The organism is Geofilum rubicundum JCM 15548 (genome assembly GCF_000974365.1).
In the GTDB taxonomy this organism is placed as follows: Bacteria; Bacteroidota; Bacteroidia; order Bacteroidales; family Marinilabiliaceae; genus Geofilum; species Geofilum rubicundum.
Genome location: NZ_BAZW01000005.1, coordinates 54,824 through 74,690, shown reverse-complemented (window position 1 = coordinate 74,690; position 19,867 = coordinate 54,824). Strand labels below are relative to the sequence as shown.

Below are 19,867 nucleotides of genomic sequence, written 5' to 3'. Positions count from 1 at the left end.
TGATATCTTTGGCTGTCAGAAAGCCGACCAACACTTGAAATTCTAAAGGCATTTCCCTATCTTTATTTTTTGCCCGGCAAAATCGCCACCAGCAAAACAACGGAAGCTTATGCAAGAGATAAATTCACAATCATTTTTAGTTACAGATCCGGTTCAACTGGACAAGACCCCAACTGTTCTGGAAACGGATGCCACTAAGAAGGAAAAGAAGAAGGCTTTGAAGGAGGTGGGTAAAAAGTTGAGTAAAATGCAGGATACCATGTATGCCCACAACAGGCATGGGGTTTTGGTGTGCCTGCAGGGGATGGATACTTCGGGGAAGGACAGTCTGATAAGGGAGGTGTTTAGTAAATTTAATCCACGAGGGGTGGTGGTTCACAGTTTTAAATCACCTTCTAAAGTGGAGTTGCAATACGATTATTTGTGGCGTCACTATTTGACGCTTCCTCAGAAAGGGAAATATGCCATATTCAACCGAAGCCATTATGAAAATGTATTGGTGACACGCGTCAATCCGGGATTTTTGTTGAAGGAAAACATTCCAGGACTTGAGCGTGTGGAGGATATCCCGCTGGACTTTTGGGAAAAACGCTTCGAGCAGATTCGGAATTTTGAAAAGCACATCACGCAGAATGGCACCATTGTTTTCAAGTTCTTTTTGCATTTAAGCAAGGATGAACAGCGTCAGCGTCTTCTGAGGCGCCTTGAGAAAAAGGAAAAGATATGGAAGTTTACGCCCAGTGATATTTCAGAGAGGGAGTTATGGGACGACTATCAAAAAAACTATGAAGAAGCCATTAACAATACTTCTACACCGCATGCACCCTGGCACATCATTCCTGCAGATGATAAGAAAATGGCCAGATACCTTGTAGCAGGATCATTCACGAAGAAATGTCGAAATTCACCAATATACAAGAACCTGCTCCTGATCAGGTGGTTAAAGATAACCTGGAGGTTTATAAAGACCTTCTAAGCAAAACTTGATACGGACGGCGACCCTATTTTTTAAAATGATATAATTTCTTTAAATTGCTTTTGGATCCAAATAAACAAACTCAAACAAAAAAGCGATACAACATGGAAGACAAAGCGTATAACGTTAGTAAGTGTCCGGTGACGGGGGCAACTAAAAAACACAGTGTTGGCTCCAGTGGGACTAAAAATCGCGATTGGTGGCCCAATCAGCTAAAATTAAACATACTGCGACAGCACTCCTCCTTATCGAACCCGATGGGGAACGATTTTGACTATGCGGAAGCTTTCAAGAGCTTGGATTTGTCCGCTCTTAAAAAAGACCTCCATCATTTAATGACCGATTCTCAGGATTGGTGGCCGGCCGACTTTGGCCATTATGGCCCCTTTTTCATTCGGATGGCCTGGCACAGTGCCGGAACTTACCGGACGGGGGATGGACGTGGTGGCGGTGGCACCGGACAACAACGCTTTGCGCCGCTGAATAGCTGGCCCGATAATGTGAATCTGGACAAGGCACGCCGCTTGCTTTGGCCCATCAAGCAAAAGTATGGCCGCAAAATTTCATGGGCCGACCTGATGATTTTGGCAGGTAATGTGGCATTGGAATCCATGGGCTTTAAAACCTTTGGTTTTGCCGGAGGACGTGAAGATGTCTGGGAACCGGAAGAGGATGTTTACTGGGGTGCTGAAAAAGAATGGCTGGGTGGAGATGTGCGCTACGAGCATGGATCCGAAGGTGTAAAAAAGGAAGGGGCCGTGGTTCCATCCGACGATGACGCAGACGGAGACAAGCATTCCCGCAACCTGGAAAACCCCTTGGCCGCTGTACAAATGGGACTAATTTATGTCAATCCGGAAGGACCCGATGGCCATCCGGATCCCGTTGCCGCCGCGAAGGATATTCGCGATACATTCGGACGTATGGCGATGAACGATGAAGAAACGGTGGCGTTGATTGCAGGTGGACATACCTTTGGTAAAACGCACGGGGCTGCTGATGCAGCACATGTGGGTCCCGAGCCGGAAGCTACCGATCTGGAAGACCAGGGACTGGGCTGGAAGAGCACTTATGGTTCAGGCAAAGGAGGCGACACCATCAGTAGTGGTTTGGAGGTTACCTGGACACAGACACCTGCCAAGTGGAGCTATTACTTTTTTGACAACCTGTTTAAATATGATTGGGAACTCACAAAGAGTCCGGCAGGCGCCCACCAGTGGGTAGCAAAAAATGGCCGTAAGGATGTGCCGGATGCGCACGATCCTTCCAAAAAGCATTTGCCTACCATGCTGACCACCGATCTTTCGTTGCGTTTCGACCCGGTTTACGAGAAAATCTCCAGACGCTTTTATGAGCATCCGCTGGAGTTTGCCGATGCCTTTGCCCGGGCCTGGTTTAAACTCACGCACCGCGACATGGGACCGCTGTCCCGTTACCTTGGACCAGAAGTGCCTAAAGAAGAGTTGCTTTGGCAAGATCCCATCCCGGCTGTCGATCACATTCTGATTGATGAGGAAGATGCAGCCATCTTAAAAGCCAAGGTCTTAAACTCTGGCCTGTCAGTGGCTCAGCTTGTTTCTACCGCCTGGGCGTCTGCCTCCACCTTCCGTGGATCTGATAAACGCGGAGGTGCCAATGGTGCCCGTATTCGTCTGGCCCCTCAAAAGGACTGGAAAGTTAACAACCCGGCCCAACTGGCCGTAGTTCTGCAAACGCTGGAAGGCATTCAAAAGGAATTCAATAGCAGTCAGGCAGGCGGCAAAAAGATTTCGCTGGCCGACCTGATCGTTCTGGCGGGTTGTGCCGCGGTTGAGAAAGCTGCCAAGGATGCTGGCCACTCCATTAAGGTGCCCTTTACACCGGGACGCATGGATGCCTCGGCCGAACAAACCGATGTTGAAGCTTTCGAGGTTTTGGAGCCTGCAGCTGACGGATTCCGCAACTATTTGAAGACGAAATTTACGGTCCGTACCGAAGAAATGCTGATCGATAAGGCCCAGCTACTGAACCTCACAGCGCCAGAAATGACCGTTCTTGTTGGTGGCATGCGGGTTTTGAACACTAACTTTGACCACTCTAAGCATGGTGTTTTTACGCAACGTCCGGAGACCCTCACCAACGATTTCTTTGTTAACCTGCTTCAAATGAACACGGCCTGGAAGCCGGTCGATGAAACCAAAGAGACCTTTGAAGGCAGGGACACTGGTAGCGGCGAGCTCAAATGGACCGCCACACGGGTGGATCTTATTTTTGGATCCAACTCCGAACTCAGAGCGGTGGCTGAGGTTTATGCTTGCGCGGATGCTCAGGAGAAATTTGTGAAAGATTTTGTGGCGGCGTGGAATAAGGTGATGAATTTAGATCGTTTTGATTTAGGGTAATTAAGCTATCTGGTTATCAGATATCTTATTGTTAAGATGTTGAAAAGGAGGTCGCTCCCGCGACCTCCTTTTTTTGTTTAAAATAGATTTTCTTTTTTGTGTTTAAGCCACACTGAATTTTTCTTTTTGGCTGCAGCCCCAAAAAGGAAACAAAAAGGGCCGCCGCTACCGAAAAATCACTAAAAATCAGCCCATTCGACTAAAACCTGCGAAACTCGCTTTGCTCAAACAGCGCAGATTTTTAAACGTCGAATGATCTGATTTTATTAACGCGATTTTTCAGAGGCGGAAATGAAGTAAATTCCTGACATAAAGCGTAGAAAGAATTTATTGGTGCGACCTCCTTTTTTTGATGGTGTGTATGATTAAACGGAAAAGGGAGACAAGGAGGTATAACAACACGGAAATAAAGATCACAAGGGTTGATAGGTGATTAATTCTATCCACTTGGTGTTGTAAAAAAGGATGGCGAAAATGTTTAATAAATTGGTGAATATCCAGACAGAAAGAAACCAGGTAATTTCTGTCTTTAGGGCGGTATATGGGATCACAATATTCTTCATACGATAAAAATTTGTAGGTTGTGGCCTGATGCCGGTTTCTGCTTTTGGCATCAAGGACTTTGGATGCTTAAAACTTTGTTAGCTTATCGGGCATGGTAATTACTTTACCGGTATCTATGGCGTCCTGACCTAGAAGTGTCCAGACGGAGCCATAGTAGCCCTGTTCAAAAAGGCCGGGAACGGGCTTGCCTTCTCTCACGGAATCGGCAAAACCAATCAACTGTTCCAAGGTGCCGTCGGTGTTGTCTTCTGCTACCACTGGATCGCCCTTATAGGTGCTGGCCAATTCAGCATCCCACGAAGAGCTGCCCAATGACACTGCTCCAAATACGCCCTCATTGATATTTTGGATCAATTGAACGATGCCGGCCGGCATTGGCGGAGCAGGCTGCTCTTCATAAAACAATCGGTTGGTCTCCAGTTCAATGGCACCTTTGTCGCCCAATACCTGGACTTCCAGACCATGCTTTTTATTCTGAATCATGGAGTCATAAATAAACTGCGTACCATCGGCATAGGAATAGATGAGGGCGACATTGTCTTCGACTTCGCGCCCGTCTTTCCAATAACTGATGCTGCCAGCGCCACGCACCTCTACGGGCAAAGCTTTTTAGCCCAGTTGGCGACCTGAATATGATGGGATGCAATTCGGTCATCAAACCCAAAGAATACTCCCGGTACAATCGCCAATTGATAAAGCGCTCCAATTCGGGCCGGTCGGCAGGCACCGGTCGGCGCCAATTGTTGTTTCGATGCCAGTAGGCCCTGATTTGGGTGACCATACCCAAATCACCGTTATGTATGCGATTCATCCCCTTCAGGAACTTGGGATCGAACAAGCGCTGATGGCCAATATGAAGAATGTTTCCCGTTCGGTAATGCGCTTCTGCCATGGCGTAAGTGTCGTCCATCGTCAAAGCCATGGCCTTTTCACAAAAAACATGAATGCCATTGTTCAAGGCATCGACTGTAACACGGGCATGTTCGTGCAAAGGGGTGGCCACTACAATGGCATCCAAATCCTTCATTTCAAGCAGCGACCGGTAATCGCGAAAAACCTTGGCATTGGGCACCAAACTCAGGGCATTCTTGATGCTTGGTTCGTAGATATCGCATATGGCCACCACTTCCATGTTCTCCGTTTCGCTCACCGAATTAATCTGCCTGATCAGATGCGCCCCACGAGAACCTGGTCCAACCACCCCAATCCTCACCTTCTCTTTTTGCGAAATGCTTTGCGCCGATATCCTGTTCAACATTGTTCCGGGCGCCAGCATAACTCCCCCTGCCACTAATCCCTTCTTCAAAAATGACCTTCTACTTTGATTGTCCATATAAAAATATTCTACAATAATCGATTAAAGACCGGTTCTCCGGTTACACACTCATAGATGCTCACATCGGGAAAGTTGTCAAAAATAACTGCCCGCTGGTGTTCATTGGCCGCCATCACGGCCGTGGATAATACTTCGGCCGTAAGAGGAGATGGCGCTTTTACAACAATTAATTGATCCTCCTCAACAACGGTGTTATTGGCTGCACGGATAATATGTGGAACACCCTCTTTTGTTTGGGCATCCCCCTTCTCTTTTAATCCGGAAACGGATAGAGCATCATCCTTAAGCTCAATCAGCATGGACACTTGCGAAACAGGATGGTGAATGGTCAAGGGCCAGCAATCGCCCAGTGGGTGCGTACCAATGGTCGCCACCGTGCTTTCTCCAAAACTGATAAAAGCGATCTCCACGCCTTTTTCCAGTAAAAAATCCCGCACTTTTTCAACCGCCCAGCCTTTACCAATTCCTCCCAAATCAATCCCGGCTAAGGGACCTTTAAACTTGATTTCACGGGTTTTGGGATTCCAATCTACCTGCTTCCACCCTACTTCACCCATAACTGCTGCTTCCTCTAAACTCAAATCACCGGATTTCAGAGTGCGGGTTAGATGCAGCAAACCAGCATCAAAAGCGCCATCCGTAGCCTGATAAAAATAGTCACAGGCATCGAAAACCCGGGCCAGAGGATCTGAAACTTTTACAGCAGAATGAGCTGCTTTACGGTTGATGACTGAAAGTTCAGCTTCCTCCATATAACAGCTCATCCGCGCCTCTTCCTCCTTTAGCATAACAGCCACCTCTCCACTCAAAGCCTCATTAGAAGCTTCAGTTTTAGTCTCCAGCACCAGGTTAAACCGGGTGCCCATGGCGAAACAACTGTAGTGAAATACCTGCATACTACAAAAATTAAACAATGCTAAATATAGGAATTTATGGCCTAACCCACTCCCATACTTAGTCCTTACTGAGCAGAAATACCCATTACATACTTCCTGCTTGCCGGTATGCGATTCACCACATCCGGGTTTTCATCTTCAATATAATAGTACTCGATATTGGTTTGTTGGGCCGCCTTTAAAACGGCCGGAAAATCAACCTGTCCGGTTCCCAAAACCACATCATTTTCACGGGGCGTACTTCCCGAAAAATCACCCACAACCCCTTTGCGTAAATCTTTCATATGCATTAAACGAAAGCGCTCAGGATATTTGTTCAGCAGCTCAACCGGATCAGCACCTGGATGCATCGTCCACAATAAGTCTATTTCAAAACTCACATAGTCGGGATGGGTGTTTTGAACAATGTAATCAAAGAGTGTACCATCTTCATGGGGACGAAATTCAAAACCATGGTTGTGGTAGCAAAAGTATAGACCCTTTTCACGAAGCGCTTTCCCTGCTTCATTAAAGTCCCTCACCGTCCTTTGGGCATCTTCCAGAGTAAAGATATCCTCAAACGGAATGTAGGCCACACGTACATATTTGGCCCCAAGGGTCCATGCCTCATCCGCTACGCGTTGAACATCCTTTGTAATGGCGTCATAACTGACGCCATAGGAAGTACATACCATCCCTCTCTCATCCAGCAAGGCACGCAATTCTTCAGCGCTCTTTCCAAACAAATTAGAGAACTCAATATTGGTGATACCCATTTCTTTAATCATATCGAGTGTGGCTGGCACGTCTTCTGAAAATTGCTCTCTGAATGAATAGGAAACCACGCCCGGATCAGGAACCAATGGTGATTGCCTGGCCACTTGCAAGGCTGTAGTGGTGGTATAATACTTAGCCAGCATATTGGGCACTTCCCAGACTGGCAATTCTCCTTCTACAAGGAAATCCAGATACTTATCAGCCACCTGTCCAAAATGGGCCTCGTGTCCCACACGATAGTGATCGGGAACTTCAACCCGGAACGCTTCACCATTCTCGATTAGTTCAATACCTGGAAATAGTTCCGCCAAAGGACCAAACTCCTGTTGAACCGCCTGCTTCCATTCATTGGCATCAACACCTTCGGCAGGTTGTAAAAACAACATGGGAACAAAACCTTCCTCCTGACCTTGACGAATCACTAAATCAGATAAGGAGCCCTTCATCATCGAGTAGTGGCTGTCACCACCCCCTTCGGGTGCTTCAAAATCCCAAATGACGGAGACTTCTGCATGAACGCCTTTTAGGGCATAATTCATTTCGCCATTGGCAAATACATTCAGAACGTCCTGGTTGTCCAGGTTGCCCTCCAGGTATTCCGGAATCTCATCCAGACCCGTCACATCCAAAAACTGGTCACGCGTGATGCTGGTCGACCAACGACTGGCACCATAAACATCCACATCCTGTTCATAATCCAACACCACATCGGGGAAACAAACCCATTGAATTAAATCCACCAAATGAGTGGTCACATCAATGATGCCCTCTCCCTGCTGGTTAACGTCAAAATACCATGGAGGGCGACGAAGCACGGAACCAGCCACATTTTTACGAAAATGGTGTATGCTTTTTTTCACCACAGCCGGATCATCAGCACTTCCCTTTTGCAGAGTCCCAAACAGTCCGGGCATCTGTGATATGGCGCGCTGGAGCTGACTGGTAATTTCATAACGCTCTGTCATCACATCATACAACAGCACGTTGTTTTGATCGGCCAGCGAAAACGCCTCTTTGAGTTGTTCAAAACTTTCCCCGTCAATCACCATGGGCTTATCAGACAAGACATTGAGTCCGGCCTCTACCGATTGTTTGATATAGGAAGTCTTCTTGCTGTTATTACCGGCCAGGACCACCACATTGCCCTTTTTCTCGCGCAACATGCGCTCCAGATAGTCCTCGCCCTCATAAATCTCCGAATGCCAGCTGGTGGGCGATGCTTCGCGGGAATTAAAGCCCTCAATGCGTTGCATGTGCAAATCCAAATCTGGTCCCTCTGGCGCATAGATATGCACCACTGAATCCACCTGATCATACATTCTCTTTTGTATCAAGGCCGCATGGAAATGCCCCGGATCCAGGGTAATCAATTTGACTTCATTCTCGGCACCTGTAAAAACCGTGGCCGGTTTTTGCTGTTGGCACGAAACAAAAGTCAGTAGTAACAAAAAAGAGAATCCTTTAAATAGATACTTCATTTTAATCAATTATTTAATTTAAAAAGCGACGGTGCCATTTTCTATACGAAAAACAAGCTGCTTTTTTTACGTCTTTTTCGTGAGGCAGAATATAAGAGCTTCCCCTTAAACTTTGGGTTCCCAGCCGGGCTCGTATTCACGGCTCCAAAGTTTTAAGGCATCAGCGTCCTGTGTTTTTCCGGTGACAGGATCAATGATCAAATCCTTTTTCACCCGGTAGGCCAGGTTGGCCAAGTGACACAGATGCGTGCTTTTCATCATCTCATCCATGGGCGAACGTTGTTGCTCCTTGCCTCTGATGGCATTAAAGAAATTGTTCACATGCAAAGTGGACATTCCTCCGCCACCGCCTAGGTCGGTGCCACCTTCGCCATCCGAAGATTGTCGTTCGCTGATCAACTTGCCGCCTCTGTCATATAGTTTATAACCGCCACGGTTGACAAACACAGAACCTTCACTCCCGAAGATGACGGTTCCACGATCGGATCCATAGGTGTTATAGGCATTGCGACTCTTTCCATCCCACTGAATGACCTTATTTCCGGGATAATAGTAGGAGGCCATCATGGTGTCATACATGGTCCACCCGTCGTTCAGGAAGTGACGCTTGTCGGCCTCCACCGACACCAGCTCAGGATGCTCTACCTGCAGCGCCCAACGGGCAATGTCCAATTCATGAATGGCATTGTTCCCCATTTCAGCCGTTCCAAAATCCCATCCATACCAATGCCAGTTATAATCCCAGGTATTGTACTGATAAGCCTTACGCGGTGAAGGGCCTTGAAACAGTTCCCAATCCAACCCTTCAGGAACCGGAGCATTGGTGGCAATGGGAGATTCTCCCCGTCCATTGGAATAAAAGGCCACCGCTTTATAGGGTGTACCAATAATTCCCTTGTGAATTTGGCCTACAATGTCGATACTTTCCAGGGACGAGCGTTGTTGGTTACCCAGTTGAATAATCTTTCCATATTTCTTTTGAGCCAGCACCAGCAATTCACCCTCGCGGGCATTGTGACTCCCGGGCTTCTCCACATAGACGTGCTTGCCGGCCTGTACGCCCATTATGGCGCCTGGTGCATGCCAGTGGTCGGGCGTGGCATTAATAATGGCATCCACATCCGGATCGCTCAACACCTTTCGGACGTCGTTCTCCAACTTCGCCGTATAATCTATATGCTCCGCAAATTTAGCAGCAGCTCTTTCGCGCTGATGCTTCATAACGTCACACAAATAAAGCAGACGTACATTGTTCGATTTCATGGCGATGGGCTCATAATAAGCACCCAGTCGACGGCCCAATCCAATAATACCAATATTCAGGCGGTCATTGGCACCAATTATGCGGGCATAGCTGCTTGAACTCATACCCATACCGGCAATGGTAAATCCGGCTGCTCCTAAGGCAGATTTTTTTAGAAAATCTCTTCTACTGTTTTCCATAATATCCTAGATTTTTTTTTCGAAATACAGATCCAAAAATTGCGAATGCAAGATACCTGTTGAAGACAGTAAACGAACCCGACAATTGATTCAATTAAACGGGACAAATGATTCACCCATCATGAAACACTACTAATACAGCTCTTTTACTTCGTATATTCGGAGGGTGTTGTGTCGTAAACCTTTTTAAAGCATTGGCGGTAATAGTCGGCATCTTCAAAGCCGACCATCAGGCCACTTCTCCAATCGATAAATCAGGCCTTTGCTTCAAAAGTTCACAACTCTTGCGTAAGCGCACCCTTCTGACAAATTCCACAGGAGATACCCCTGTAAAAGAAGAAATTTTCCGATAGAGCGTAGAACGGCTCATGTGGAGGGCCCGGCCTAAATCTTCAACACCAAAACCAGTCTGTGCCAAATGACGCAGGATTAATTGCTCCGCCTGCTCAATGAACGCGTTTTTCACCACCCGACTTTCATCACCGGGTTCGCTCACCCCTTTGAGCAACATTTCCCGGTAACGGGCCCGGGCGGTAAGGATATTGCTTACTTTACCGACCAGGATGTTAAGATTAAAGGGCTTGACCATATAATCATCTGCCCCACAATCCACACCAGCTCTTTGATGCTCAACAGCCCCAAGGGCTGTCAGCAGCAATACCGGAATGTGACTGGTTGCTTCTTCGGCTTTAACAATGCGACACAGTTCAAATCCATTTTTACCAGGCATTAAAACATCGGATATAATCAAGTCGGGCAGATGCTCCCCGACCATCAACAAGCCCTGTTCACCATCAGCCGCCTCAATTACATTAAAATGACCCAATCCCTCCCGGATGAAGCCCCTAAGATCGGGATTATCTTCAATAACCAGGATGGTAAACGCATGTCGCTTCAAGGTAGCATGATCCGATCGGCTAATACAAGGCTCATCCGCCATCTGCAGGCCATCCAGGTCCATTTCAGCGTCCATTTCAGCGTCCAATTTTTCCTGTAAGGGAAGGCGAAACACAAAAGTACTGCCTTTTTCACCAGAATGCTCAAGCAGGAGATCCCCCCATGCAAACGGGCCAATTCACGGGAAAATGCCAGTCCGATACCTGCCCCCTTACCCTGCCCCTTTCTGGCCTCTCTACTCCTGTAAAACCTTTCGAAAATCCGGGACTGTTCAGCTGCGGGTATCCCTGAGCCACTATCTGTAACCCGAAGTTGAACAAAGGATTTAGCCTGTTTATCACCCCTACTTAAAGAGATAGAAATAGGGCCATCCTCCGGCGAATATTTGATGGCATTGGTCAGCATATTTGAAAAAACCTTTCCTACCAGGTCATGATCAAAATAACAATCTGACTTTTGAATATTTGTATCTACCTTAACTCTTAAGTCTTTTTCATGAAAAAGTTCGGCATACAATTCCACTTGCTCATGAATAAATTTTGATATATCACCCCGGGAGGGCTCTAAAGGCATCATACCAGAATCGATCTTTCGAAAATCCAGTAGCTGAGATACCAATTTGAGCAAGCCTTGCGCATTTCTGTGAATGCGCTCCAACGACGGTCCCAGGGATGCAGGGAATTGTTTCTTTTCAATGATTTGTTCCAAGGGACCCAAAATCAAAGTCAGCGGGGTCCTGATTTCATGAGAAATTCCGGTAAAAAACCGTAATTTCCGCTCATCGGCCTCATGCACCATGCGCGTCATTTCAATGACCTGGTGACTTTGCCGCTCAATCTCATCCCGTTGCTCTGCCAACAGTCGGTTTTGCCTCTGCAAGGCATCCGTCTTTTCATCCACCGTCTGTTGAAGCCTTATTTTTTGTCGGGTTAAGGACCGCAACCGCAACCGGGACAACAAAAAAATGATACCGGTAAAAATCAATACGATTAAAGCTTTAAACCACCCTGTTTGATAAAAGGCCGGACGAATATATATGGGTAAGGAGGCGGCGCCCCAAATGCCATCCGCATTTGAACCTCTGACACGCAACACATAACGGCCCGGTGGCAGGGAGGTGAAAACGGCCACGCGCTCAGCGTGGCTGGCCTCAATCCACTGGGTGTGCAAACCATCCAGGCGAAAATAATAGCGATTTTGTAGTGGTGAAGCGTAAGATAGTGCCGCAAACTCTACGGAGAAGAAATTCTCGTCATGTTGTAGAACCAATTCGTCCAGATGCGGCAAGGAGACAGGCAGGATGACCCGGTCGTTAATGACTTCACCCGGTTCAACCATCCGATTGTTCAACCGTAAACGGGTGAACCGGACCGGGGGCACAAAACGATTTTCCCTGAGACTATCGGGATGAAAGGCAAAAAAGCCATTTAAACCGCCCACATAAATCTTTCCCTCCTCGTTCATGGAGAAGGCGTCATCAGAAAACTCAAAACCCGAGAGGTAAATCTTAAACGTACCGGAGGAGGGATCAAAGCGTGAAAGTCCGTTGGCCGTCGACAGCCACAAAAAGCCACGCTGGTCCTGCATAATGCCATACACAATGTTGTTGCTCAGGCCATCGTCCTGCGTGAAATGGTAAAAGCGATCAGTTTCCGGGTTATAACTGTTTAAGCCACTGTGTGTCCCCAACCAGATATGATCATCCTTGTCTTTAAAAGCGACGTAAACCTTATTGTGAGACAAGGTGGTAGAATCTCCAAATGCCTGACGATGGCTTTTCATGGCCCTCGTCTCAGGATTAAATCGGTAAACCCCTTCGCCATCTGTGGCCAGCCACAGGTGGCCCTGGTCATCCTCACAAATGGAACGAATGAAATCCTGGCGGCCCGACGGAAGATGGGCATCCCAATTCCTGATCCACTCCGCCTCCCCGGTATCTCTGTCGTATAAAACAAGTCCACCCGTTGTCCCCACCCAAAAACGGTCCTTACTATCCTCGAAAAGCGTATAAATTGTTTCCGGAAAAGAAAGTATTTGACCCTTTTCATCCAAAGCCGGCTGAAAAACCACCTCATTTCCAGAGTTGATGTCTATTTGAGCAAATCCCCTGCTGTATCCAACCCATAGCCGATCCTGCTTATCCAGATAGAGTACCCGAACACCGTTATCCGGCAGACTACCTTCCTGCTCGGGATCAGCAAAATAATGTCTTATTTTTCCTGTTTGCGGATTGATGTAATCGAGGCCCTGGTTGCGACTTCCAGCCCAAATATGACCCTGCGCATCCTCACTCACCGAGCGTATATCATTGCTGTGAAGGGTGTTCTGACTTCCGGGGGTTTGCATATAGCGAATAACCGGCTGCTTGTAGGGGTCATATTTGGCCAGTCCGTTAAATCCGGTACCAATCCACAAAACCCCCTCCGAATCCGCCAGAAGGCTGATGATATGATTGCCCGGCAAACTTTTATCATCGTAAACCTGGTTGACAAAGTAGCCATCGACCATCAGGTTCTGATTCTTTTCCAACAAGCGCACCAGTCCGTTTTGGGTACCTACCCAAAACTCCCCCGGAGCACGTTCACAAATAACATTGAAAAGGGTACCCGCCGGAATCGCAGGTGAAGCGGAGGCATCAGAAAAACTTCTGGTTTTGACCAGGGTGTTTTCCCGGTATTCAAAACAGGCCACCTCACGGGCACTCACCGTCCACAAACGTTCCTCCGTATCCCGAAACAAAGAAAGCACTTCTCCACCGGTTTGAGCAGGCAAAAGCACCGCCTTTTCAGTCAGGCCTCCTTCTGCCAGAGAAACCAATTGCACCCCATTGGAAGTGGACACCCAAACCTCCCCTCCGCCGTTATCCAGCAGCGACAACACATTGTTTCCTCTTAAGCCGTCTTTTGATGAGAAATTGGTAAAGCGAAGACTTTCCGGATTCAATACGCTCAGACCGACCGTGGTGCCGACCCATATCCCTTGTTGCAAAGGGAGGATGGCATTCACATCATTCCCTGAGAGCAAGTCCGTCTTTCCGTTGACGGATTGGTAATTCTCAAACAACAGGGTGCGCGTATCAAATTCGGCCAAACCGCTGCCGGTAGTGCCAATCCAAAGGTGGTGCCGGGCATCGGCCACCAGCGTTACCGTGATATTGGAACTGATCCCTCCCGGATTGCCATGATCCGGCTGGTAAGAAAGAAACTCCAAACCATCGAAGCGCGATAGACCATTGTAAGTAGCCAGCCATATAAAACCACTGGCATCCTGAGCAATACTAAATATCGAGTTTTGTGGCAGTCCCTGAAGCGTTGAATAACGTTCAAATGTAACGGGTGATTGAGCCGCCATTGTGCTTAACACTATAGAAAAAAAAACCGCAAGCACCAACCTCATCATGACCATATAAGTTTTTACAATGCAGACACCGACAGACCATCCTGTCGTAATTTATCGAACCATAGGCAAATATAAGGATATTAAAATAATTGGCTTAAGCTCAGGAATCTTTGTTTAAGGAGGGGATAACTACCCCTTTCCTGATCAATATTTTATTATCTTAGTGCGTTGGAAAAAAGTTTATAAAACAACCACGCATGGCCGAGGACGAGAAACGCGAAACGGAGATCAGTAAACTGACCATCACCAACAAACTATATGGCAGGAATATTGAAAGAGCCCAAATCATACGTTTGTTTAATGGGGTTGGTAAAGGGGAAGGACTGGTGCTGGCCGTTCCTGGTGTTTCAGGTGCTGGGAAAACCGCGCTCATTCAAACGCTGAAAAGACCTGTAAAAATCAACAATGGTTTTTTTATTAGCGGTAAGTTTGAGCAATACCAAAAGGACATTCCCTATTTTGCCTTTCGCCAGGCACTGGTGAGTTTTTACCATTCGCTGTATACAGAAGACCAGCTCATTAGGGACAAATTTACGCATCTCATACAAAAGGCGGTGGGTGCGCTGGGACAGGTCTTAACGGATCTGGTGCCCGATTTTGAAAAACTATTGGGAAAGCAGCCTGAGTTGGCTGTGGTTAGCCCCCAGGAAGCGCGTCACCGTTTCTATGCTTTATTTCACAGACTGATAAGAGCCATTTCGCTACCAGAACATCCGCTTGTATTGTTCATCGACGACTGGCAGTGGGCCGACATGGCTTCCATAGAACTGCTCAAAAATTTGCAGGTAGGTACTGAACTGCGCTACCTGATGCTTATTGTAGCCTACCGTCAGAATGAGGTGGACATCCATCATCCATTAACAACGACCCTTAACGAACTGCAGCTGAATGAGATCCCCTTCAAAAGAATAGAGGTACAGAACTTAAACCATCAGAATGTTTATCATTTTTTAAAAGAAACACTTCTTCCGGAGGCCTATCGTTTAGAGGAGTTGGCCCAGATTATTCACGAAAAGACAAAGGGCAATCCTTTTTTTATTAAATCAGCCTGCATTATCTTTCAGCTTGTAAGATGCTTTGGCTTAATGAAGTGAACAAGCGCTGGGAATGGACAGAAGCGGGTGAACACAAAATACAAATCCCTGAAGATGTGGTAGCCCTATTTGTCACCCAACTCAAAAACACCCCGGACACCACCAAGCAATTATTATTCTATGCCGCTTGTCTGGGTAACAGATTTGACCTAGAAATATTTAGTATCGCCAGCAAAAAATCACTTCAGGAATGTCAACAGTTTTTGTCCTCGCAGGAAGTTAAAGACATCATTAAACCATTAACAGAACAGATAGAAAGACCGGAATTCAAGAATGGGTCGCCTACTACTTCTTATATATTCCAACACGATAAATTACAACAGGCGGCCTTTTCGTTGATTGATGACCGGGAACAAACGCCTATTTTTCGTCAAATAGGGCAACTCATGCTCACCCAGCTTCCGGAAAAGCAACTCAATGCCAACTTATTTGAAGTAGCCAACCTGATGAATGCGGCCTTTGAATTGACAACCGGCATGGATGAGCAAGTTAAACTGATTGAACTTAATGTCAAAGTAGCCCGCAAGGCCTTTGCGGCTGCAGCCTATAATACCGCCCTTCAATACTATAGAAAGACCGAACAGCTCATCGGGTTTTTCCACCTGGAGGAATTTTTGTCAGGCCAGCATCACCAGTTCTACATCGGATTTTTGAAAGACAGCGCCCGGTGTGAGTTTATTGAGGACCATCAGGAATCTGGGGAAGAAATCATTGGCGAAGCCCTTAAGCATTCAGTGAATGCCTTAGAAAAGGCAGAAGTTTACAACATCCTCATCACTCAATACACGCTGCAGGCCAGATACCCCGATGCCATCCATGCCGGTCAGTTGGCCTTGAAGGAATTGGGTGTCATTTTGCCTGAAAAAGATTTTGATGCGGCGCGGGATAAGGAAATTGCCGAGGTACGCCAACTACTGACCACCCAAACAGTGGCTTCGTTGGGCGATCTGCCAAAGATGAGCGACCCGGAGATGCTGATGATTTGCAGCCTGCTCATCACCATGGGCCCGCCCTGTTACCGGTCTCATCAAAAATTATGGAGTGTAATAGTGCCACTGGTGGTCAAATATACCATTGAACATGGCAACATTCCACAAATTGGCTATAGTCACACCGCTTTTGGCGGCCTGGTGGGATGGGTGAATAAGGACTATGAGCTGGCCAAAGCGTTCAGCGAGGTCGCTGAACGCATCATGAAAGAACAATTCACGTCTCCTACCGACCAGAGTGTTTATTACCTGATGGTTGGCAGTTCCATCCGGCATTGGTTCAGACACATGAAATATGGCTCCAATGACTATACGGATGCCTACGAAACAGGCCTGCGCTCCGGCAACCTACAGTATGCCGCCTATGCCTTCGGACATAACATGTATTGCAGGTTCTATCAGGGTGTAAATCTGGAAACCCTGATGATGGAAACCGGGCAATCACTCAATTTCAGCAAAACCCGACACAACCAATGGGCCATTGATTTATTCAATGGCGGCTTGAGCGTATTCGCTGCCCTTTCGGGCAAAACACCGGTGGTTGAAAATAGCTTATTTGGGAACGATGGGGACTATTTGTCCGAGGTGGCCGCTCACCAAAACATTCAGGTCACCTGTATTTATAAAATATTAAAGACCTTTGGTCACTATCTGTTTAATCAATACGATGAAGCTTTAACACTGACCCGCGAAATTGACCCCATTCTTTATTCAGTGGGTACACAAGGCTTATTACCGTGGCCGGAATATGTTTCAACCAAGTTACTTGTGATGACCGCATTGTATCCGCAGCAAGCTCCTGAAACACAACTTGTCTGGTTAGCTGAGATCCACCGAATGAACAAGCTCTTAAAAACATGGGCCCATAGTTCACCGGAAAATTTCAAACATAAGTACCTGTTGGCAAGTGCCGAAACAGAGAGAATTGAAGGTCACCCTTTGGTCGCCATAGACCTCTATTCAAAAGCCTGTGAGGATGCCCACAAAAACGGATTTACGCAATGGGAAGGTATTATATATGAACGATTATACAATTTCTGGATCCATGCAGACAACAGTCATTTAGCCTACCACTGTTGGAAGCAAGCCTATTTCCATTACAAACAGTGGGGCGCCACTGCCAAGACGGATGCCATGGAGGCCGCGTATAAAAAATTTCTCTACCAAACGCTCACAAGCACCAATTCAGCCTGGGCGGATGACCATCTTGCCTGTGACGCCCAACGAGAACCTTTGATTCATCAAATAATAGATCATCAAATGAATCAGGTGCGGGACTTTGTAGCCCACATGGAAAAATCCATTCTGGGCGATAAGGCCATGAATCAGGCCAGAGAATTAGCAGAGGCCACCACCCGTTTAAGGCGCGAGATTACCATCCGAAAAAAGGCTGAAGAAGAAATCATTCTCAAAAACAAGGAGTTGGAGCAACTGAATGCCCAGAAAGACAAATTCTTTTCCATTATCAGCCACGATTTAAAAAGTCCCTTCAATGCCATTCTGGGATTCAGCAGAATGCTGGCTGAAAAGGCTCAGGACAATAATTTGGAGAAAGTAAAAAAATACGCCGATATCATCAACGACAGTTCTGAAAAATATATGGACTTGTTGATGAACCTCTTTGAATGGTCCAATCAACAAAGAGGGGGCTTAGAGTTTCAACCCATCCATTTCAACCTCTCAGATTTAATGATGGAAATTGAAATGTTGTACATGGAAGCGGCCCAAAAGAAACAAATCCGACTCGTGAATCAACTCCCGGAACAACTGGATTTATATGCCGACCCGTCCATGGTCAGCACCATATTACGCAACCTGGTCTCCAATGCAATTAAATTCAGCCATCCGGGCGGAGAAATACGGTTAACAGCCCGATACACCGCTGATTCGGTTGAAGTATGTATCAAAGACGCCGGTGTAGGTATGCCCCCTGAAATAGCTAAAAATCTTTTTCAGGTTGAAGATTATCATTCAACCCCCGGCACGCAAAATGAGGCAGGGACCGGCCTGGGGCTAAATCTCTGCAAAGATTTTGTAACAAAACATGGCGGAAAAATATGGGTAGAAAGCCAGGAGGAGGTGGGATCTGCCTTTTTCTTCAGCATTCCAAAAAAACAAAAACACGGGAATCCATGATAATAGAAAATACCCTTACCCATTTATTATAATAACAAATACAACAGAAAAATAGGGATTTATATTTAAATTCGACCTTCTAAAACTTTAAAAGATATCAGTTATGAAAGCCAAACTATTTCTTGTTCCTTTAATATTAATGATGTTTATTCCGGTTGCTAGCAGTCAAAGTGGTTGGGTTCAACTCTTCAATGGTGAGGATCTTGAAGGTTGGGAAGTATTGAACGGCAGTGCCCCTTTTGAGGCAGAAGACGGAACCATTGTCGGCACCTCCATTCTAAACTCACCAAACACCTTTCTGGCGACCAAAAAGAAATACACCAATTTCATATTGGAATACGAGATAAAAATGGATGAGGGACTTAACTCTGGCGTTCAAATTCGTAGTCACAGCACCAAAGAATACAATGATGGCAGGGTTCACGGACCACAAATTGAGTGTGAGGACACGAAGCGTGGTTGGGCAGGTGGCATTTTTGATGAAGCACGAAAAGGATGGCGATATCCTCTGGAATACAACGAGCCAGCCCGTTCTGCATTCAAAAAAGGTGAATGGAATACCTTTAAAGTGGTAGCCTGGGAAAACCATATCATGACCTGGGTGAATGGGGTTCCGGCGGCCAATTTGGTGGAAGAAGCGGTGGAGACCGGATTTATTGCCCTGCAGGTACACAGTATCGGCAATGAAAAACAAGCCAACAAAAAAATACGATGGAAAAACATTCGTATCAAGGAGATGACGTCTGCTGATTTTGAGCCCTTCAAAAATAGGGGAGCGCCTGAGGTCAGCTATCTCAAAAATCAACTGACCGAAGCAGAAATAGCAGATGGCTGGCAATTGCTGTGGGATGGACAAACAACCAATGGTTGGCGGGGTGCCAGACTGGATCATTTCCCTGAAAGTGGCTGGAGTATCCATAACGGAATACTCAAAGTCCATGAAGCCAGCGGTGGCGAATCGACCAACGGCGGCGACATTGTGACGGAAAAAAACTACCAAAACTTCATACTGGAAGTGGATTTCAGTATGACCAAAGGCGCCAATAGTGGTATCAAATACTTTGTGGATACAGAAATGAATCAGGGGGCCGGATCTTCTATCGGATGCGAATTTCAGATATTGGACGACCGGTTTCATCCGGACGCCAAAAGAGGGGTCAACGGCAACCGAACCATGGGCTCCTTATATGATTTGATTCGGGCCAACGGACTTGAATTTAATCCACACCTGCCTCGTGAGAAATATGTGAATGGCTATGAACAATGGAACCGGGCTCGAATAGTGGTAAAAGGCAAGCTGGTTCAGCATTATCTAAACGGAATTAAAGTGGTTGAATATGAGCGGGACACACAGCAATGGAATGCTTTGGTAGCCTACAGCAAATACAGCACCTGGCCCAACTTTGGCAACCAGACAAGCGGGCGTATTCTCCTGCAGGATCATGGCAATGAAGTGACGTTCAAAAACATTAAGATAAAGGAACTCCGGTAAGTAAAACATAATCCGATCAGCCCGGTTACC

The 19,867-nt window shown here is 46.7% G+C and carries 14 protein-coding genes; 5 read left to right on the top strand and 9 right to left on the bottom strand.

From position 1 onward, the window contains the following. Positions 1–109: 109 nt before the first annotated feature. Complete coding sequence (locus tag JCM15548_RS04185; protein ID WP_227625458.1) at positions 110–976, top strand: PPK2 family polyphosphate kinase; 867 nt, start codon at positions 110–112, stop codon at positions 974–976. A 104-nt stretch (positions 977–1,080) separates the two neighbouring features. Further along, on the top strand, positions 1,081–3,357 hold the full coding sequence (gene katG / locus JCM15548_RS04180; protein WP_062122583.1) for a catalase/peroxidase HPI: 2,277 nt from the start codon (positions 1,081–1,083) through the stop codon (positions 3,355–3,357). A 413-nt stretch (positions 3,358–3,770) separates the two neighbouring features. Here katG and JCM15548_RS04175 read toward each other — a convergent pair whose 3' ends face one another. The 9 genes from JCM15548_RS04175 to JCM15548_RS04145 all read right to left on the bottom strand — a co-directional run bounded on the left by JCM15548_RS04175 (position 3,771) and on the right by JCM15548_RS04145 (position 14,078). Continuing rightward, a complete protein-coding gene (locus JCM15548_RS04175) occupies positions 3,771–3,920 on the bottom strand; it encodes a hypothetical protein (RefSeq protein ID WP_157482400.1) in 150 nt (49 codons plus the stop codon). A 67-nt stretch (positions 3,921–3,987) separates the two neighbouring features. After that, positions 3,988–4,404 (bottom strand): hypothetical protein, encoded by a 417-nt coding sequence (locus JCM15548_RS23005; protein WP_227625457.1) that lies wholly within the window; start codon positions 4,402–4,404, stop codon positions 3,988–3,990. A 4-nt stretch (positions 4,405–4,408) separates the two neighbouring features. Further along, the gene (locus JCM15548_RS04170; protein ID WP_227625456.1) at positions 4,409–5,254 is read right to left on the bottom strand and encodes a Gfo/Idh/MocA family protein; all 846 of its coding nucleotides are present in this window, start codon (positions 5,252–5,254) and stop codon (positions 4,409–4,411) included. Positions 5,255–5,265: 11 nt separating this feature from the next. Next, complete coding sequence (locus tag JCM15548_RS04165; RefSeq protein ID WP_062122579.1) at positions 5,266–6,153, bottom strand: FAD:protein FMN transferase; 888 nt, start codon at positions 6,151–6,153, stop codon at positions 5,266–5,268. Positions 6,154–6,218: 65 nt separating this feature from the next. Further along, positions 6,219–8,387 (bottom strand): putative oxidoreductase C-terminal domain-containing protein, encoded by a 2,169-nt coding sequence (locus JCM15548_RS23000; RefSeq protein WP_083984961.1) that lies wholly within the window; start codon positions 8,385–8,387, stop codon positions 6,219–6,221. A gap of 105 nt (positions 8,388–8,492) precedes the next feature. Beyond that, on the bottom strand, positions 8,493–9,830 hold the full coding sequence (locus JCM15548_RS04155; protein ID WP_062122577.1) for a Gfo/Idh/MocA family oxidoreductase: 1,338 nt from the start codon (positions 9,828–9,830) through the stop codon (positions 8,493–8,495). Positions 9,831–9,976: 146 nt separating this feature from the next. Next, a complete protein-coding gene (locus JCM15548_RS26135; protein ID WP_157482420.1) occupies positions 9,977–10,060 on the bottom strand; it encodes an AraC family transcriptional regulator in 84 nt (27 codons plus the stop codon). After that, positions 10,060–10,803, bottom strand: coding sequence for a response regulator transcription factor (locus tag JCM15548_RS04150; RefSeq protein ID WP_083984960.1), 744 nt, complete (start codon positions 10,801–10,803; stop codon positions 10,060–10,062). Before JCM15548_RS04150 ends, JCM15548_RS26135 begins: the two co-directional genes overlap by 1 nt. Continuing rightward, positions 10,725–14,078, bottom strand: a complete 3,354-nt coding sequence (locus JCM15548_RS04145) for a sensor histidine kinase (RefSeq protein WP_162198170.1) — start codon at positions 14,076–14,078, stop codon at positions 10,725–10,727. Before JCM15548_RS04145 ends, JCM15548_RS04150 begins: the two co-directional genes overlap by 79 nt. 245 nt (positions 14,079–14,323) lie before the next feature. Between JCM15548_RS04145 and JCM15548_RS04140 the strand changes: the two genes are divergently transcribed. The 3 genes from JCM15548_RS04140 to JCM15548_RS04130 all read left to right on the top strand — a co-directional run bounded on the left by JCM15548_RS04140 (position 14,324) and on the right by JCM15548_RS04130 (position 19,837). Beyond that, complete coding sequence (locus JCM15548_RS04140; RefSeq protein WP_062122571.1) at positions 14,324–15,220, top strand: ATP-binding protein; 897 nt, start codon at positions 14,324–14,326, stop codon at positions 15,218–15,220. After that, complete coding sequence (locus JCM15548_RS04135; RefSeq protein WP_062122569.1) at positions 15,199–18,345, top strand: ATP-binding protein; 3,147 nt, start codon at positions 15,199–15,201, stop codon at positions 18,343–18,345. The genes JCM15548_RS04140 and JCM15548_RS04135 overlap by 22 nt, the downstream gene beginning before the upstream one ends. A 103-nt stretch (positions 18,346–18,448) precedes the next feature. Beyond that, positions 18,449–19,837 (top strand): 3-keto-disaccharide hydrolase, encoded by a 1,389-nt coding sequence (locus JCM15548_RS04130; RefSeq protein ID WP_062122567.1) that lies wholly within the window; start codon positions 18,449–18,451, stop codon positions 19,835–19,837. The last annotated feature ends 30 nt before the right edge of the window (positions 19,838–19,867 follow it).

What these genes read in the sequence shown, in the direction of transcription:
- JCM15548_RS04150 (WP_083984960.1), bottom strand. Translation starts at nt 10,803, where the DNA reads ATGGACGCTGAAATGGACCTGGATGGCCTGCAGATGGCGGATGAGCCT.
- JCM15548_RS04155 (WP_062122577.1), bottom strand. Translation starts at nt 9,830, where the DNA reads ATGGAAAACAGTAGAAGAGATTTTCTAAAAAAATCTGCCTTAGGAGCA.
- JCM15548_RS04145 (WP_162198170.1), bottom strand. Translation starts at nt 14,078, where the DNA reads ATGGCGGCTCAATCACCCGTTACATTTGAACGTTATTCAACGCTTCAG.
- JCM15548_RS04185 (WP_227625458.1), top strand. Translation starts at nt 110, where the DNA reads ATGCAAGAGATAAATTCACAATCATTTTTAGTTACAGATCCGGTTCAA.
- JCM15548_RS26135 (WP_157482420.1), bottom strand. Translation starts at nt 10,060, where the DNA reads ATGGTCGGCTTTGAAGATGCCGACTATTACCGCCAATGCTTTAAAAAG.
- JCM15548_RS04175 (WP_157482400.1), bottom strand. Translation starts at nt 3,920, where the DNA reads ATGAAGAATATTGTGATCCCATATACCGCCCTAAAGACAGAAATTACC.
- JCM15548_RS04130 (WP_062122567.1), top strand. Translation starts at nt 18,449, where the DNA reads ATGAAAGCCAAACTATTTCTTGTTCCTTTAATATTAATGATGTTTATT.
- JCM15548_RS23000 (WP_083984961.1), bottom strand. Translation starts at nt 8,387, where the DNA reads ATGAAGTATCTATTTAAAGGATTCTCTTTTTTGTTACTACTGACTTTT.
- JCM15548_RS04165 (WP_062122579.1), bottom strand. Translation starts at nt 6,153, where the DNA reads ATGCAGGTATTTCACTACAGTTGTTTCGCCATGGGCACCCGGTTTAAC.
- JCM15548_RS04140 (WP_062122571.1), top strand. Translation starts at nt 14,324, where the DNA reads ATGGCCGAGGACGAGAAACGCGAAACGGAGATCAGTAAACTGACCATC.
- JCM15548_RS04135 (WP_062122569.1), top strand. Translation starts at nt 15,199, where the DNA reads ATGCTTTGGCTTAATGAAGTGAACAAGCGCTGGGAATGGACAGAAGCG.
- katG (WP_062122583.1), top strand. Translation starts at nt 1,081, where the DNA reads ATGGAAGACAAAGCGTATAACGTTAGTAAGTGTCCGGTGACGGGGGCA.
- JCM15548_RS23005 (WP_227625457.1), bottom strand. Translation starts at nt 4,404, where the DNA reads ATGATTCAGAATAAAAAGCATGGTCTGGAAGTCCAGGTATTGGGCGAC.
- JCM15548_RS04170 (WP_227625456.1), bottom strand. Translation starts at nt 5,254, where the DNA reads ATGGACAATCAAAGTAGAAGGTCATTTTTGAAGAAGGGATTAGTGGCA.